Annotated in this window: 16 protein-coding genes; 11 read left to right on the forward strand and 5 right to left on the reverse strand. The window is 65.1% G+C overall.

The features are described 5' to 3' along the window. Positions 1–5: 5 nt before the first annotated feature. Complete coding sequence (locus tag EG850_RS06310; protein WP_124971624.1) at positions 6–1,316, reverse strand: aspartate aminotransferase family protein; 1,311 nt, start codon at positions 1,314–1,316, stop codon at positions 6–8. Between the two features lie 120 nt (positions 1,317–1,436). Here EG850_RS06310 and EG850_RS06315 point away from each other — a divergent pair, with 120 nt between their 5' ends. After that, entirely contained in the window at positions 1,437–3,053 is a 1,617-nt protein-coding gene (locus EG850_RS06315) for a PucR family transcriptional regulator (protein WP_124971627.1), read from the forward strand. Between the two features lie 287 nt (positions 3,054–3,340). On the opposite strand, the gene EG850_RS06320 is transcribed toward EG850_RS06315, so the two are convergent. Continuing rightward, positions 3,341–4,843: a CoA-acylating methylmalonate-semialdehyde dehydrogenase gene (locus tag EG850_RS06320; RefSeq protein ID WP_124971630.1), complete on the reverse strand. Its 1,503-nt coding sequence runs from the start codon at positions 4,841–4,843 to the stop codon at positions 3,341–3,343. Between the two features lie 246 nt (positions 4,844–5,089). Here EG850_RS06320 and EG850_RS06325 point away from each other — a divergent pair, with 246 nt between their 5' ends. The 3 genes from EG850_RS06325 to EG850_RS06335 are packed head-to-tail and all read left to right on the forward strand — an operon-like array spanning position 5,090 to position 8,246. Further along, entirely contained in the window at positions 5,090–6,001 is a 912-nt protein-coding gene (locus tag EG850_RS06325; protein WP_185714962.1) for a PIG-L deacetylase family protein, read from the forward strand. Between the two features lie 2 nt (positions 6,002–6,003). After that, the gene (locus EG850_RS06330; RefSeq protein ID WP_124971638.1) at positions 6,004–6,897 is read left to right on the forward strand and encodes an ATP-grasp domain-containing protein; all 894 of its coding nucleotides are present in this window, start codon (positions 6,004–6,006) and stop codon (positions 6,895–6,897) included. Beyond that, entirely contained in the window at positions 6,894–8,246 is a 1,353-nt protein-coding gene (locus tag EG850_RS06335) for a glycosyltransferase (RefSeq protein ID WP_124971642.1), read from the forward strand. Before EG850_RS06330 ends, EG850_RS06335 begins: the two co-directional genes overlap by 4 nt. 58 nt (positions 8,247–8,304) lie before the next feature. Here the strand turns inward: EG850_RS06335 and EG850_RS06340 are convergent, their stop codons facing one another. Further along, a complete protein-coding gene (locus EG850_RS06340; RefSeq protein WP_124971645.1) occupies positions 8,305–8,985 on the reverse strand; it encodes an alpha/beta fold hydrolase in 681 nt (226 codons plus the stop codon). A gap of 100 nt (positions 8,986–9,085) precedes the next feature. Between EG850_RS06340 and EG850_RS06345 the strand changes: the two genes are divergently transcribed. Continuing rightward, entirely contained in the window at positions 9,086–10,033 is a 948-nt protein-coding gene (locus EG850_RS06345) for a DMT family transporter (protein ID WP_124971648.1), read from the forward strand. Between the two features lie 80 nt (positions 10,034–10,113). After that, positions 10,114–10,701, forward strand: a complete 588-nt coding sequence (locus EG850_RS06350; RefSeq protein WP_124971651.1) for a short chain dehydrogenase — start codon at positions 10,114–10,116, stop codon at positions 10,699–10,701. 36 nt (positions 10,702–10,737) lie between these two features. On the opposite strand, the gene EG850_RS06355 is transcribed toward EG850_RS06350, so the two are convergent. Then, a complete protein-coding gene (locus tag EG850_RS06355; RefSeq protein ID WP_124971654.1) occupies positions 10,738–11,364 on the reverse strand; it encodes a pyridoxamine 5'-phosphate oxidase family protein in 627 nt (208 codons plus the stop codon). Between the two features lie 144 nt (positions 11,365–11,508). Between EG850_RS06355 and EG850_RS13250 the strand changes: the two genes are divergently transcribed. The 3 genes from EG850_RS13250 to EG850_RS06360 are packed head-to-tail and all read left to right on the forward strand — an operon-like array spanning position 11,509 to position 12,427. Further along, entirely contained in the window at positions 11,509–11,673 is a 165-nt protein-coding gene (locus EG850_RS13250; protein ID WP_185714963.1) for a hypothetical protein, read from the forward strand. A 39-nt stretch (positions 11,674–11,712) separates the two neighbouring features. Further along, positions 11,713–11,886, forward strand: coding sequence for a hypothetical protein (locus tag EG850_RS13255; protein ID WP_185714964.1), 174 nt, complete (start codon positions 11,713–11,715; stop codon positions 11,884–11,886). Next, on the forward strand, positions 11,846–12,427 hold the full coding sequence (locus EG850_RS06360; protein WP_185714965.1) for an FUSC family protein: 582 nt from the start codon (positions 11,846–11,848) through the stop codon (positions 12,425–12,427). Before EG850_RS13255 ends, EG850_RS06360 begins: the two co-directional genes overlap by 41 nt. Before the next feature lie 58 nt (positions 12,428–12,485). On the opposite strand, the gene EG850_RS06365 is transcribed toward EG850_RS06360, so the two are convergent. Further along, positions 12,486–13,268, reverse strand: coding sequence for an IclR family transcriptional regulator (locus EG850_RS06365; protein WP_235829236.1), 783 nt, complete (start codon positions 13,266–13,268; stop codon positions 12,486–12,488). Positions 13,269–13,377: 109 nt separating this feature from the next. Here EG850_RS06365 and EG850_RS06370 point away from each other — a divergent pair, with 109 nt between their 5' ends. Further along, complete coding sequence (locus EG850_RS06370; protein WP_124971663.1) at positions 13,378–14,193, forward strand: SDR family NAD(P)-dependent oxidoreductase; 816 nt, start codon at positions 13,378–13,380, stop codon at positions 14,191–14,193. Beyond that, positions 14,187–14,912 carry an SDR family NAD(P)-dependent oxidoreductase gene (locus tag EG850_RS06375; protein ID WP_124971666.1) on the forward strand — a complete coding sequence of 242 codons (726 nt, stop codon included), beginning with the start codon at positions 14,187–14,189 and terminating at the stop codon, positions 14,910–14,912. Before EG850_RS06370 ends, EG850_RS06375 begins: the two co-directional genes overlap by 7 nt.

A 14,912-nucleotide genomic window follows, 5' to 3' on the forward strand; every position in this document is an offset into this window, starting at 1 on the left:
ACTGGTTACGACACCGGCACTGTGCGCAGCGCCTGCTCGATTGCATCCAGGCCGCGCTCGAGCTCTTCGTCAGTGATGACGCACGGCGGCACCACGTGGATGCGGTTATCTGCGATGAACGGTACGACGCCCTGCTCGAGAATCGCCTTCTTGAGTGCGCCCAGGTAGGCGGCTGATGCGGGGGTGCGCTTGTCCGCATCCGAGACGAGCTCGATTGCCCAGAAGACGCCAACGCCGCGCACCTCGCCGACCTGCTCGAACTCGGCAGCGAACTTCTCGAGGCGCGGGCCGATGATGTCGCGACCGAGGTGGCGCACGTGGTCGAGCATCCCCTCTTCTTCCATCGCCTCGATGGTGGCGACAACGGCCGCGCAGGCGAGCGGGTGGCCCGAGTAGGTGAGGCCGCCGGGGAAGACGCGCTCGTCGAAGTTCGCGGCGATCTCGTCAGAGATGATCACGCCGCCGAGCGGCACGTAGCCCGAGTTGACGCCCTTGGCGAAGGTGATGAGGTCGGGGCGCACATTGTGGGTGTCGAAGGCGAACCACTCGCCGGTGCGGCCGAAGCCGGCCATGACCTCGTCGAGGATGAGCACGATGCCGTAGCGGTCGGCAATTTCGCGCACGCCGCTGAGGTAGCCGGGCGGTGGCACCATGATGCCGGCGGTGCCGGGCACCGACTCGAGCAGAATCGCGGCGATCGAGTCGGAACCTTCGGCCTGAATCACGCGCTCGAGGTGGTGCAGTGCACGCTCGGTCTCTTGCTGCTCGCTCTCGGCCCAGAACTCCGAGCGGTAGAGGTAGGGACCGAACACGTGCAGGTGACCGCGCGAGTACTCGTTCGGCACGCGGCGCCAGTCGCCGGTCGCGACGATCGCGGCACCGGTGTTGCCGTGGTACGAGCGGTAGCGCGAGATGACCTTGTCGCGGCCGGTGTGCAAGCGCGCCATGCGGATGGCGTTCTCGTTGGCGTCGGCACCGCCGTTCGTGAAGAACACCTTGTTGAAGCCCTCGGGCGCGCGGTCGAGGATGAGCTCGGCGGCGCGGGCGCGGGTGGCGTTGGCGTTGGCCGGGGCCGTGGTGACGAGCAGGTCGGCCTGCTGCTTGATCGCCTCGACGACGCGCGGGTGCTGGTGGCCGATGTTGGTGTTGACGAGCTGGCTCGACATGTCCAAGAACTCGTTGCCGTCGTGGTCGACGAGCGTTGAGCCGTGGCCGGTGCGGAACGCGAGCGGGGCGAGCTTCGCCTGCGCCGACCACGAGTGGAAGACGTGCTCGATGTCGTGGGCAACAACCTCGGCGTTGGTGAGTTCGGTCATGTGGGCTGCTCCTTCGCAGAACGTGGCGTCAAATTAGGATGCCCGCAATCGGCACGCGAGGTATCTGCCACTTTGGCCTGTGGTCGGTGATTGGCTAGACAATTCCACTAATGTGGGGGCATGCCGGTCACCGTTCGCTCGCTCATTGATCGCACCGAGCTCGGGCTCAAGCTACTCGAGGTGCCTGAGGGGTCGGCATCTTGGGATGCGGCCACGCTCGATGCCGAGATTGCCTGGGCTCACGCATCCGATCTCACGGACCCGACCCCGTGGCTCGAGGCCGGGCAACTATTGCTCACCGATGGCTCGCACCTTGATCCCGAGACGCTCAGCGAGGCGGATGCGGCAGCTTATGTCGCGCGCTTGCGTCGCGTCGGGCTCACCGGACTCGGCTACGCGGTCGGCGTCGTGCACGACGAGGTGCCCGCGCGACTCGCCGAAGCGTGCATCCGCGCCGGGCTGCCGCTCATCGTGGTGCCGAAAACGGTGCCGTTCATCCGCATCATTCGTCATGTCGCTGATGTGATCGCCGAGGATCGTAACCGCAGTATCAAGTGGTCGCTCGACGCCCAGCGCGCCATTGCCCGCGCGACGCTGCGGCCCGATGGCTTGGCGGCGACCCTGCGCGAACTCGAAGTGCAACTCGGCGGCTGGGTTGCGCTCTATGACCGACTCGGTCGGCGCGTGCCCGTGCGTACGCAATCGCAGCCACCCGCCGAGGTGATCGACAACCTCGACGCGGAGGTCGCGGCGACCCTCGCCGCGGGACGCCGCGCGGCGACCCGCATTTCGGGCGCGGGTCAAGACATCACGCTGCAGACAATCGGGCCGACTGAGCGACTCAACGGTGTGCTCGCGGTGGGTGCGGCGGTGCCGCTCGGGCGTGCGGGGAGTGACCTCCTCGCAAGCGTCATCGGCATTGCGTCGATTGCCATTGAGCAGGGTCGTGAGCTCGATCAGGCGCGCCGCGAACTGCGCACTGGGGTGTTTGAGCTCTATCGGGCGGGTTCGGTGGAGGCGGCCGCGCGCACCCTCGAACGGATCGGCTCGTGGGTGCCGCAGGGGCAGGTGCGACTCGCGGTGGTGAGCGGCGTTGCCGAACTCGGCACGCTGCTCGAGCAGCTTGAACTCCATGCCCGCTCGGCACCGTTCGGCTATGCACGCGTCGAAGATGAGCTCATCCTCTATTGGGATGCGGAGCGCACCGTCGATGTCGACGTCGAGATGGCCGCGACCTACGGACTGAAACAAGAGGCGCGCGCGGCGGTGCTGCCGGAGCGGCTCGGTGAGCCACCCGAAGTGGCGCGCATCATATCTGCTGTCGCCGAGCGCGGATTTGTGGTCGGCGTCTCGAGCATGGTCGAGGTGACCGCGATCGACGAGGGCTTGCGCGAGGCGCACACAGCGCTGCGGCGCGCAGTGCAGCCGGGGCAGGTCGTTGAATTTGGCCGGTTGGCTGATCAGGGCATGCTCGCCTGGCTCGAAGCGAACGAGGGCGAGTTGCCGGCTGGGCGCTTACTTGCGCCGCTGCTTGAGCGGGCGGATGCGCAGGCGCTCGTCGAGAGTGTGCGCGTCTGGTTTGCGCACAATTGCGCGTGGGATCCGGCGGCGCGGGAGCTCGGCATCCATCGCCACACGCTGCGCGGGCGGGTGGATGCGGTGGGCGAGATCTGCGGGCTCGACCTGTCGAACTTTGCGGCGCGCGCGGAGTTGTGGGCCGCGCTGCAGCTTGTCTGACCCGCGCATCCGCGCGCTGAGCTTCTCGATGCGGCCCGCGCAACCACGAACCTGACCCATCCCGCCAAACCTGACCCGCCCTTCGGTCAGGTTTGTCACGAAGGCTCAGAACAAGGCTCAGGTTTGTCGTGAAAGGTCAGGGATGCGGCGCGACGACGCCTTTAGGAACGAGCAAGTGGCCGCATCCGGGTCAATACCAGGATGCGGCCACCGCTTCGAGGACCTCAGCGAACCAAAGGCTCGTGCCTCAGCGAACCAAAGGCTCGTGCCTCAGTGAACCAGTCGGACTACGCGTTCGACGGGAAGCCGAGGTTGATGCCGCCGTGCGAGGGGTCGAGCCAGCGCGTGGTGACTGCCTTCTCGGCCGTGAAGAACTTCACGCCCTCGGGGCCGTAAGCCTTCGTGTCGCCGAAGGCCGAGTCCTTCCAGCCGCCGAACGAGTACGAGCCGATCGGCACCGGGATCGGCACGTTGATGCCGATCATGCCGACCTCGACGTCCTTCTGGAAGCGACGTGCGGCGCCACCGTCGTTGGTGAAGATCGCGGTGCCGTTGCCGTACTGGCTGGCGTTGATGAGGTCGAGGCCCTCGTCGAACGACTTCACGCGCACGATCGCGAGCACCGGCCCAAAGATCTCGTCGGTGTACACCTTCGACGAGGTCGAGACGCGGTCGATGAGGGTCGGGCCGAGCCAGAAGCCGCCGGCCTCGCCGTCAACCTCAATGCCGCGACCGTCGACGACCACCTCGGCGCCGTCGTTGATGGCGATGTCGATGTACCCGGCGACCTTGTCGCGGTGCACCTCGGTGATGAGCGGGCCCATGTCGCAGTTGCGGCGGCCGTCGCCGACGCGCAGCGTGTTAATGCGCTCGACGATCTTGGGCACGAGGTCATCGGCGATCGGCTCGACCGCGACGACCACCGAGATCGCCATGCAACGCTCGCCGGCCGAACCGAAGCCAGCGTTGACAGCCGAGTCGGCGACGAGGTCGAGGTCGGCGTCGGGGAGCACGAGCATGTGGTTCTTCGCGCCGCCGAGGGCCTGCACGCGCTTGCCGTGGGCGGTACCGGTCTCGTAGACGTACTTCGCGATCGGGGTCGAGCCGACGAATGAGACCGACTTCACCTTCGGGTGGGTGAGGAGGCCGTCGACGGCGACCTTGTCACCGTTGAGCACGGTGAATACGCCGTCGGGAAGGCCAGCTTCCTTGAGGAGCTCGGCGACCCAGATGGATGCGGTCGGGTCCTTCTCGGAGGGCTTCACGACGACCGAGTTGCCGGCCGCGATGGCGATGGGGAAGAACCACATCGGCACCATGGCCGGGAAGTTGAAGGGTGAGATGATCGCGGCAACACCGACGGGCTGACGCACCGAGTGGATGTCGAAGCCGGTCGAGATCTGCTCCGAGAAGTCGCCGCGCAGGTGCGAGGTGATGCCGCAGGCGAACTCCACGACTTCCTGGGCGCGGGCGATCTCGCCGAGCGCGTCGTCGATGACCTTGCCGTGCTCTTCGGTGATGATCTCGGCAAGCTCACCCTTGCGCGAGTTGAGCAGCTCGCGGAAGTTGAACATGATCGCGGTGCGCTTGGCCAGCGAAACATCGCGCCACGAGAGGTAGGCGGTGTGGGCCGATTCGACGGCCTGGTTGACGTCGTCCTCGGCAGCGAGCGCAACTTCGCGAATCACTTCACCGAGGGCGGGGTTGAACACCGGGGCAGTGCGGGTGCCCTCGGGGGTCAGGGCAGCGCCGTTGATCCAGTGCGGGATGACCGGGAGGTCGTTCGTCATGTCGTGGTCCTTTCGTGGCCTCGTAGCCAAGGTAGGTCGCCCCGAAACAGGATGCTCGTGACGATTTGGCAGGGTGCATCCGAACTCCATACAAACTGGCAAATTTCCCCGCAAATGAGCCCAATGCATCCGGCATATGAGGCCCAAATGAGGAACTTCTCATAAGGCCCCGCCGCAATCGTCCGATCCATATGGTCGAAGCAACGGGATGCGCAAATGCCCGGAATTGCACACAAGGAGCTGACGATGGAACTCATCGATGTCATGAGCGGGGCGCTGCTCGTTACCCTCGGCATTGCCGCATTTCACCCCGAGTTTCGTCGTCGCATCGTGCGCCTGAATCGCCGCGGCCGCACCCTGCACGCGATCCTCGCGATCGTGCCGCTTGCCATCGGTCTTCACTCGCTGAGCCACGCGATCGTGCCGTTCTCACCGGTGCCGAGCGGTCTCGGCACGCTACTCGCGCTGGTCGCACTCATCGTGACCTCGGTGCTGCTCGTGACCCGCCGCATCCAGCCTGCTGACACGAACCGCACCCGCCGCGTGCTCGTCGTTGGTGCCCACCCCGACGACCTCGAACTCGGCTGCGGTGGCACTCTCGCGAAGCTCATCGACGAGGGTGCCGAAGTGCACGCCATCGTGATGACCAACGGCAGCGTCGGCGCCGAGGGTGACACCCGCGTCACCGAGGCCGAAACCGCCGCACGCTTTCTCGGTATCGCGTCGGTGCAGGTGTTCGACGAACCTGACACCAATCTGCACCTCGTCGAGAACCGCCTCATGCAGCTCATCGAAGAAACAATCAAGCGCGTCGAACCCGACCTCATCTTCACGCACTCGGCCCACGACCATCACCAAGACCACGAATCGGTGCACCGGGCGACGCTGCGTGCTGCCCGCGGTCACCAGTCAATACTCTGCTTTGAATCGCCCTCGGCAACTCGCGAGTTCTCGCCCTCGGTGTTCGTGGACGTGAGCGAGTACACCGACATCAAGGTGCACGCCGTGCACGAGCACCGCGACCAGCGTCGCAAGCCCTATATGCACGCAAACGTGCTCCTCGGCATCACCGCCTTCCGCGGTCGGCAGGCCCGCTGCGACCACGCCGAAGGCTTCGAGCCCGTGCGGCTCGCCTTCTCAACTATTGGAGTGAACTAGACATGCGCATCCTCATCACTGGCGTCGGCGGTCCGGCCGGCGCATCCCTCGCCCTCCAATCCCGCGAACGAGGCCACGAAGTCATCGGCGTCGACATGGCCGACACGATGACGGCTCGCATCGCCGATGAGTTCCACACGGTGCCCGCCGCGACCGACCCGGATGCGATGCCCGCCCTCGCCCGAATCGCACGTCGTAGCGGGGCCGAATTGGTGATTCCGACGGTGCAAGAAGAGTTGCCGCTCATTGCCGCGGCGGCCGCCGAGGTCCCGGCGCCGGTCGTGGTCTCGCCGTTCGCTGCAATCGCGCTCGCGCACGACAAGCGCTACACGATGACCGCCCTCGCGAAGGCGGGCGTTGCCGTGCCCGAGACGTTCGATGGCATGCCGACTGGCAACGGGCCCTGGGTCATCAAGCCCCGCCGCTCGCGGGGCGGCCGCGGTGTGCAGGTCGTCGAGGAATCGGCCGGTATTGAGCTCGACCGCGAGTTTGAGCTCATCCAAGAGTTCGTGCCGGGTGACGAGTACTGCCCGCAGGTCTATCGCTGCCCAGACAGTGGTGAGGTGACCGTGGTCGTGCTCGAAAAGCTCGAATTGCGTGAGGGCATCGTGGGCAATGCGCTCGGGGTGCTTCGCCGCGATAACGGCGAAGCGAGCGATATTGCCGCGATTGCCGAGGATGCGGTGGTGGCACTCGGCCTCGTCGGCCCGATTGACCTGGATGTGCGGCGACGCGCGAACGGTGAGCCCGTCGTGCTCGAGATCAACGCGCGGTTCGGTGCGAACTCGGCCGCGGCGCCCGAGCTGCTCGACGCGGTGCTCGCACATGCTGAGCGGGTGTCTGGTTTGGAATCCGCTGCATCCGACAGCGCCGCTGGCCTGGAGGAAGCCGCATGAACCCGCTCGAACTCGGCATCATCACGCTGATCGTGCTGTTTGCGCTGCCGCTCGTGATGCAGTTCGTCATCGTGCCGATGTCGCTCGTGCACGAGGTGCGGGCCCGGCGTCGACGCCGACTTCCGAGCCCCGCGGCGGCGAGCGCGCGGGTGTCGATCGTGGTGCCCGCCTACAACGAAGAGCGGGTGCTCGCGAACTGCCTTAACTCGATCCTCTTGCACGCGGCCCCGAACGCCGAGATCATTGTCGTCGACGACGGCTCAAGCGACCGCACCTTCGAAATCGCGCAGTGCTACACCGCCGATCCCCGGGTGACGGCGATCACGAAGCCGAACGGCGGCAAAGGTTCGGCGCTCAACGCCGGTTACGAGCTGACGACCGGTGACATCATCCTGTTCGTCGACGCCGACGGGGTGTTCACGGCCGAGACGATTCCCGAGATGCTCCGCACCTTCCACCACTCGCGGGTGGGGGCTGTGTGTGGCGACGATCGCCCGATGAATCTTGACCGCATCCAGGTGCGATTTCTCGCCATCGTTGCCCACCTCGGCACCGGAATGGTGCGCCGCGCGCTCGCGCAATTGCGGTGTCTCACGATCGTGTCGGGCAATAGTGGCGCGTTTCGCCGCGAGGCACTCGACGAGGTCGCGGTGCCCAGACACGGAGTGTTTCGCACCGACACGATCGGTGAGGATCTCGAGCTGACCTGGCGCATTCGCCGCGCTGGCTGGCAGGTCGAGTTCGCGCCGTTCGCGGTCGTGCTCGCCGAGTCGCCCTCGACGCTGCTGGGGCTTTGGAAGCAGCGCGTGCGCTGGGCGCGCGGGCTTTTGCAGACGCTTGATTTGCACTGGGATGCGGTGGGCAACCTTCGCTATGGCACCTTCGGTACGTTCTTGATCTACAACATGCTCACGATGGTGGTGCTGCCGGTCGTGGTGGTGACGGCGCTGGCGACGAACGTGATTCTTGCAGGCGTGCTCGTCGGTTACGGCGTCTCGCCGTTCGTGATGGCGCCGGATGCTGGGTGGTTGTGGGTGCTTGCCGGTGAGGTCGCAGTGGTGCTGGGGCTTGTGACCTATGCGGCGCTGCTTGATCGGAGCGCGCGCGACCTGCGACACGCGCCGATGCTCGTGCTCTGGCCGTTTTACTCGGTGTTCTTCAGCCTCACGATGGTGCGGGCGATCTTCTTGCAGCTCGGGGATGCGCCGGTCAAGTGGAACAAACTCGAACGCACGGCCGTCAACTCCTATGCGGCTCCCGCGCTGGTTGATCGCGTAGGAGCGCAGCGCCCTCCCTTGGTTGATCGAGTAGGAGCGCAGCGACGAATCGAGATCCCCGCGGTTGCGTGAAATCGGGCGGGCGTCTCGATACGCTTCGCTACTCGACGAGCCAAGGTGTTAGCCCCGCCTACACCAGCCCGCGTGACTCCATCCAGCCCGCCACCGCTGCAGCAAAGCGATCGGGGTGCGTGCGGTTCCACTCATGCCCAACGCCCGGGATCACCTGCATCGTCGCATCCGGCATCGACTCAACAACCTCGCCAGCTGAGCGGCGGTTCGCGCGGTCGTTGCCGCCGACGAGCACGAGCGTCGGCACCTGAATCTGGTGCAGGGTCGCGCGCAGGTCGACATCGGCAAGGTGGTCGTAAATCTCAAGCACATCCGACTTCTTGAGACCAGCACCGCCCTCGGTAATCGAGGGACCGCTGATCGCACGCTCCGGCAATACCCCGAGCAAGAGTCGCTGCATCGACATGAGGGCCTTCGGCGCACGCGCGAGCGGGGCTGAGAGCACGAGCCCCTTCACGAGCCCCGGCTCAATCGCCGCGAGCTTGATCGCAATCAGCGCGCCGAGCGAGAGACCGGCGACCACTGCATCCTCTTCGGTGCGATCAATGAGATCGGCCGCGACCCACTTCGCCGCGCCCTCGAGCGTGAACGGCTCGTGGCGTGGGGCCGACACCGACGGAATCGTTGGGGCAGCAGCATCCGCCCAGGCCGGAAGATGCGACACGACCGGATCCCAGACCTGCGGTGTCTGGCCGACGCCGTGCAAGAACTCGATCGGGATTTGGCGAGTGGCATCCATGTGCTGAGCCTAGTGGGATGCTGCGGTCCGTTCCTGGTTGGTCGAGGAGGTCGAAGACCGAATCAAGACCGCGCCGCACACGAGGACTACCATCGCAACAATGACGACCGCGAAGCCCTGGTTCCGAAGCATCCTGCTGCTCATTGCTGTGCTTGTGGGTATCAGCTCGGCGACGCAATCACGCATCAACGGCCAGGTCGCGATCGAAACCGGCGGCAGCACATTCGCTTCGGCAATCTCCTTTGGCACCGGTTTTTTACTGCTTGTTGTTGTCTGGCTCGTGCGCGGCGAATCGCGTGCGGGGCTGCGGCGCATCCTCGATGCGGTCGCCGAAGGTCGCCTGCCCTGGTGGGGTCTCGGCGGCGGTGTGCTTGGCGCGATCTACGTGTTTGTGCAATCGACGGCCGTGCCGGTGACCGGGGTGGCGATCTTCATGGTTGCGCTCTTGGTGGGTCAGCTCTTTGGCGGACTGTTGCTGGATGCTACTGGCGCCTTTGGTGCACCGAAACGCGTGATCACGCTGCAGCGGCTCGTGGGCGCGTTGGTGTCGCTCGCGGCGGTTGTCGTCGTCGGCTGGGGGAGCGGCATCGGGGCCGAAGCCATTTTGCCGCTCTTGCTCTCGGTGGTCGCCGGTCTCGCGCTCGCGGTGCAGCTCGGCATCACCGGGCAGGTGAAGATGCATGCCGAAGAAGTGACCGGGCCAACGATTGTGAACTTCGCGGTCGGCAGCATCATCCTGGTCGCCGCTGCCCTGATTCATGGGCTCGTGGCACCGGGCGACTTCCGCGGATTCCCGACCGATTGGTGGCTCTACCTCGCCGGTGCGATCGGCGTGACCTACGTGCTCATCGTGGCCTTCGCGGTGCGTGGGCTCGGCATCCTGTTGCTGACGCTGGCGCTCGTCGGCGGACAATTGCTCGGGTCAGTGATTTGGGATGCGGTCGGCGGGCAGGTCTCGGTGGGCCTCGCCTTAGGTGTGCCGATCGCGTTCTTGGGCATCGTCATCGTGCACACCGATGGGATGTGGCGGCGCCCGCCGCGAGTTTGATTGGGGTGAAACTGGGCGGAATGCGGGCGGCGGCTCCTCGGTTATCCCTGGCCCACAAGTAATCCACGAAGGAGTGGCACATGCGAATTCTGGTCATCGGCTCCGGCCGCGTGGGAAGCGCCGCGATCGCAAAGCTCAGCGAGGGCAACGAGGTCATCGTGGCCAGCCGGAGCACTGACCCCCCCGTCGACGTCACCAATGCCGAATCGATCGCCGCGCTCTTTGCGCAGATTGGCGACGTGGATGCAGTGGTCGCGACAATCGGCAAAGTACCGTTCAAGCCGCTTACGGACTTCGCTGGCGACGACTTTGTCGCGGCGTTCAACGGCAAGGTGTTGCCGCAGCTTGAGATCGTGCGCCTGGGCACGCCGTTTGTGCGCGATGGCGGCTCGTTCACGCTGACGACCGGCGTGCTCGGGCGAGCGCCGGTCGCCGAGGGTGCCGCCGCGTCAATGGCCAATGGCGCCGTAGATGCCTTCGTCATGGCGGCAGCGACCGAGCTGCCGCGCGGCATTCGCATCAACGCCGTGAGCCCGACGGTGCTCGAATCGGCTACGCATCAGCATGCGGCCTTCCCTGGGCACATTCCGGCGAGTGACGAGTCTGTAGGCATGGCGTATTTGCGCTCGGTGGCCGGCGTTGAGACCGGCAAGGTGTTTCCCGTCTGAGCCGCACGCTTCGGGTGCCTCAGCGAGCGGCAACCACTACGCCCGTGTCTGCGGCAGGTTTCGCACTGAATCCGGCAGTTCCGCATCGCACCAGGGCGCGCGTTGCGGCTCGCCCCAGCCACGCGTCATCGGCACGAGTCCCTGCCAGGCCGTCGAAGGTTCATCCGGTTCATCGCCGAAGCCCGAACTCGACTTGTAGACCCATTCGCCCTCGACGATGCGCAGACGCACGAGGTTCGTCGCGGCGATCTCCTTGCGGGTCATCGGCTGCACTTCGCTCGTGCGACCCGGAATGAGGATCTCCGACACTCGGTCGAGCAACGATTCCTTCTCGTCATCGGCGACCTGCTCGAGGTTGCCGTAGATCACGGCTGAGCGATAGCGCACCGAGGAGTCGAAGGTGTTGTAGGCGACCTTGAGCGCATCCATGGCGGTCACGCAGAAGCTTGCCGATGCATCCACGCTCTTCACCCCGAGTGTGCCGGCGCCGGTCGAGCCGTGGACGAGCAGGTTGTCGCCGTCGCGCACGTAGAGCGTCGGGATGGTGACGGGGCGGCCGCCGCGAATTGTCGCGAGCACACCCCACCACTCGGTGTCGAGCAGGGCGTCGAGCGCCGTGCGGTCATCGGACTGGCGTTCGCGGTAGCGGGTGACGTGAATCATGTTCAGATTCTGCCGCTTCTTGGCGAGTTTGCGACTGGATATTGGCATGTAGTTGGGCTGGTCAAGCTGTGCTGGTGCACGGTTTGGCACGTGACTGATGGCCGCAGGAGTAGTCTGCTCTCGACTCGATTGAGGAGGGGACGCATGACCACCGCGCCGCTCATTCCTCGCCTTGATCCCGAGCGCCTCGATTGGGAGGCTGCCGCGCGCGCCGCGCTCGCGACGGCGGTGCCGTTGCTCACGCTCTACTTCGTCGACCGGCTGGATCTCGCGATGTATGCGAGCTTCGCCGCGTTCACCGCACTCTAAGGCCGCCGCGAGCCCTACCGAAAGCGTATCGTCACGCTGGTGATCGCTGGGTTGTCGATGTTTGGCGCGATGGCACTCGGTGTGCTCGTGCAGCTTTCAGGGCTGTCATGGTGGCTACTTGGGCTGGGGTTCACGATAGTGGTCGCGCTGGGCGTGGTGCTGGATGCTCGGCATGAGTGGCTGGGTGCTGCGGCGGGTGCCGTGGGTGGCTGAGCGGTTGCGTCCGCTGGCGCTTGATCCTGAGCGGCGACTGGTGGATGCGTTGAATCCGCAGAGCTTTTGGCTGATTGGTGCGACCGTGGTGCTTGGGCTCGCGGCGCTGGCGATCGCGTCGGTGCTGGGTGTGGCGACGCACCATTACTGGGCGGCGGTGACGGTGGTGGCGATCTTCTCGGCGCCGACTGCGCTCATTCGCTACAACCGCATCTCGCACCGCGTTGGTGGCACGTTGCTCGGTGTGGGGATTGCGGCGGCGCTCTATGGCGGCGATCCGCATCCGCTCTATGTGATTGCCGTGATTGTCGTGTGCAATCTCGTGACCGAGCTCATAGTTGGCCAGCACTACGGGTTTGCGCTCGCGTTTATTACGCCGATTGCGATTGGCGCGACGAGCCTCGGTAGCGTCGCGAATTGGGAGGTCTTGTTCGTTGATCGGGCGCGCGAGACCCTGCTCGGCGGCGCGATCTGCTTCGCCGTCGTGCTCGGGATGCGCTGGGCCTGGCGCCGGGCAGGTCGGGAGTTGCCGGCGAGTTGAGCGGTCCGTTCGCGCCCTGAGGCCCTCGAAGGGTAGTGCGCAGCGTGAGTCGAAACGGCTAGTTCGACCCGCCAGCGTGATCTGCCCGGTATTCGCCAACCGTCTTGCGCAGCATCTGTCGGAACGACACCGCGTGCTGAGCGGTAAACCGCGCGTGCGGCATGGCAATCGAGAACCCAACGTGCTGACCTTGAATGTGGCCAAGCGACATTCCGAACGCCGCAACACCGTCTTCCGAGTCGCCAAAATTCACGCCGAAGTCGCCGTGCTGTACATTGCCGAGCATTCGCAGAATCGGCTCCATCTCGTCAATTGAGCGCACTCCGGCTGAGTTTTGGGGGTCGTCGAGATACCTCGCGAGCACCTCGCTACGACTCAGCTCAGACATCATTGCGCGACCGGCCGAGGTGACATGCGCTGGTAGCTTGACGCCCGTGCGGGAGCCGAATCGAAGCGCATGTTGAGTTGCCTCGACGCCGTCGACGTGATGCACCCAGGTGCCGATGAGCACGGCGAGGTGCACGGTCTCGTTGGTGCGCACGAAGAGGCGTTCGAGGTACGGCCGAATGGTTTCGATCAGGCTCTGGCCACCATTGCGACTTCCTGCACCGAGAAACTCCGGACCGGCCGAGTAGAGCCGTCGCTCGTCTTGCACCGCGAAGCCATCAGCTACGAGCGTCGCGAGTAGTCGCTGCGCCGTTGAGGCATTGACGCCGAGTTCAGCGGCAGCCTCGCTCACGCTTACGGCAGGCGAAGCTCCGAGCATCTTGAGCAACATCAGGGCGCGGTGCACCGATTGCACGCGGCCCGAAGTGCCAATTTCATCCGAGTTATTGCGCATCACGCAAAAGAATCTATCCAAGATTGCGCATGGTGCGCAAGCCTGATTATCGTCACTGCAGCACGTCGCCCGATCCAGGGCTAGAGCGTGACATCTTTCAGGAGCAGTGATGCAAGACCCGAACAAGGAAGTTCAGGATGTTGGCCGCCTTCGCACCGCCATCGTCACCGGTGGTGGCGGCGGCATCGGCCGCGCAATTTGCGAGCAACTCGCAGCCGATGGCTACCTCGTCGTCGTCGCCGACGTTGTCGAGGATGCGGCCGAAACCGTACGTGAGTCACTTGGCACCGTCGATGGCCGCGACCACCTCAAATTCGTCGGCGACATGACCCAGAGCGCCGTCAACAAGGAGCTTGCCGAGTTCGCCGCAGCAGCGGCACCGATCGGCGTCATCGTCAACGCTGTCGGTATCTCGCCGAAGCGCAACGGCCAGAAGATCCGATTCTTCGATCTCGATGACGAACTGTGGGACAAGATCATGGCGATCAACCTCTCAGCGCCGTTCTTCCTCATGCGCGAGGCCTACCAGTACATGCCACACGACGGCACCGCGAGCATCGTGAACCTGCTCTCGATCACCGCGAAAACGGGTACCGGTGCACCAAACGAGGCCAAGTTCGGCCCGTTCATCCCGAGCGCGGTCGCGTATGGCGCTTCGAAGGCCGCGCTGCACAACCTCACGGTGAGCCTCGCGATGGAGATGGCTGAGTTCCAGATTCGCGTGAACGGGGTCGCGCCGGGCTACGTGCAGACTCCGATGATGGGCAATGTGCCAGTGGATGAGCGCCTGCTCGCCTCGGTGCCGATGTACCGATTTGCAACCCCGCAAGAGGTCGCGGATGCGGTCACCTTCCTCGCGAGCTCGAAGGCCTCGTACATCAACGGCGCCAGCCTCGAGGTTAACGGTGGGTGGGCCACATGCTGATCCAGGGCCAGCGCGCCATCGTCATTGGCGCCTCGAGTGGAATGGGTGATGCTGTTACTCGTCGTCTCGTTTCGGAAGGCGTCACCGTTGCCGCACTCGACTTGGCCGGCGCATCGTGGTCGCCCGATCACCCCGCCGAACTCCGAATCGATATCGATGTCACGGACGACGCGAGTGTCGATGGTGCAATTGCCGCAGCGGTTGCGGCGCTTGGCGGGCTCGAAATCGTCGTGAACTGCGCCGGCATCCTCGGCCCGGTGACCCCGACCATCGAAACCGGTCAAGACACATTCGACGGAATCATCAACGTCAACCTCGGCGGCGCCTTCGCGGTGACCCGCGCGGCGTTGCAGGTGCTTGTGCCTGCCGGCTACGGCCGAATCGTGCACATCGCATCCATGGCGGGTAAAGAACGTAACCCGCAAATGGCGGCCTACTCCGCATCCAAGGCGGGAGTGATGGGCCTCGTGAAGTCGGTCGGCAAGGAGTACGCGACCAGTGGCGTCACCGTCAACGCCATTGCACCCGCCTCGATCGAGACGCCGCTCATCTCGGGAATGACCCCGGAGCGCCAGGACGTGCAGCGAAAGCTCATCCCCATGGGCCGATTCGGCACGGTCGACGAGATCTCGGCGCTCGTCAACTACATCGTTTCGCCCGAAGCCAGCTTCACCACCGGCTTCATCTTCGACGCCTCCGGTGGTCGAGCAACCTACTAA

This window comes from Gulosibacter macacae (assembly GCF_003865375.1).
Taxonomy (GTDB): Bacteria; Actinomycetota; Actinomycetes; order Actinomycetales; family Microbacteriaceae; genus Gulosibacter; species Gulosibacter macacae.

Excerpts from the sequence above, each read along its gene's own strand:
- EG850_RS06310 (WP_124971624.1), bottom strand. The coding sequence starts at position 1,316 with ATGACCGAACTCACCAACGCCGAGGTTGTTGCCCACGACATCGAGCAC.
- EG850_RS06315 (WP_124971627.1), top strand. The coding sequence starts at position 1,437 with ATGCCGGTCACCGTTCGCTCGCTCATTGATCGCACCGAGCTCGGGCTC.
- EG850_RS06320 (WP_124971630.1), bottom strand. The coding sequence starts at position 4,843 with ATGACGAACGACCTCCCGGTCATCCCGCACTGGATCAACGGCGCTGCC.
- EG850_RS06325 (WP_185714962.1), top strand. The coding sequence starts at position 5,090 with ATGGAACTCATCGATGTCATGAGCGGGGCGCTGCTCGTTACCCTCGGC.
- EG850_RS06330 (WP_124971638.1), top strand. The coding sequence starts at position 6,004 with ATGCGCATCCTCATCACTGGCGTCGGCGGTCCGGCCGGCGCATCCCTC.
- EG850_RS06335 (WP_124971642.1), top strand. The coding sequence starts at position 6,894 with ATGAACCCGCTCGAACTCGGCATCATCACGCTGATCGTGCTGTTTGCG.
- EG850_RS06340 (WP_124971645.1), bottom strand. The coding sequence starts at position 8,985 with ATGGATGCCACTCGCCAAATCCCGATCGAGTTCTTGCACGGCGTCGGC.
- EG850_RS06345 (WP_124971648.1), top strand. The coding sequence starts at position 9,086 with ATGACGACCGCGAAGCCCTGGTTCCGAAGCATCCTGCTGCTCATTGCT.
- EG850_RS06350 (WP_124971651.1), top strand. The coding sequence starts at position 10,114 with ATGCGAATTCTGGTCATCGGCTCCGGCCGCGTGGGAAGCGCCGCGATC.
- EG850_RS06355 (WP_124971654.1), bottom strand. The coding sequence starts at position 11,364 with ATGATTCACGTCACCCGCTACCGCGAACGCCAGTCCGATGACCGCACG.
- EG850_RS13250 (WP_185714963.1), top strand. The coding sequence starts at position 11,509 with ATGACCACCGCGCCGCTCATTCCTCGCCTTGATCCCGAGCGCCTCGAT.
- EG850_RS06360 (WP_185714965.1), top strand. The coding sequence starts at position 11,846 with ATGAGTGGCTGGGTGCTGCGGCGGGTGCCGTGGGTGGCTGAGCGGTTG.
- EG850_RS06365 (WP_235829236.1), bottom strand. The coding sequence starts at position 13,268 with ATGCGCAATAACTCGGATGAAATTGGCACTTCGGGCCGCGTGCAATCG.
- EG850_RS06370 (WP_124971663.1), top strand. The coding sequence starts at position 13,378 with ATGCAAGACCCGAACAAGGAAGTTCAGGATGTTGGCCGCCTTCGCACC.
- EG850_RS06375 (WP_124971666.1), top strand. The coding sequence starts at position 14,187 with ATGCTGATCCAGGGCCAGCGCGCCATCGTCATTGGCGCCTCGAGTGGA.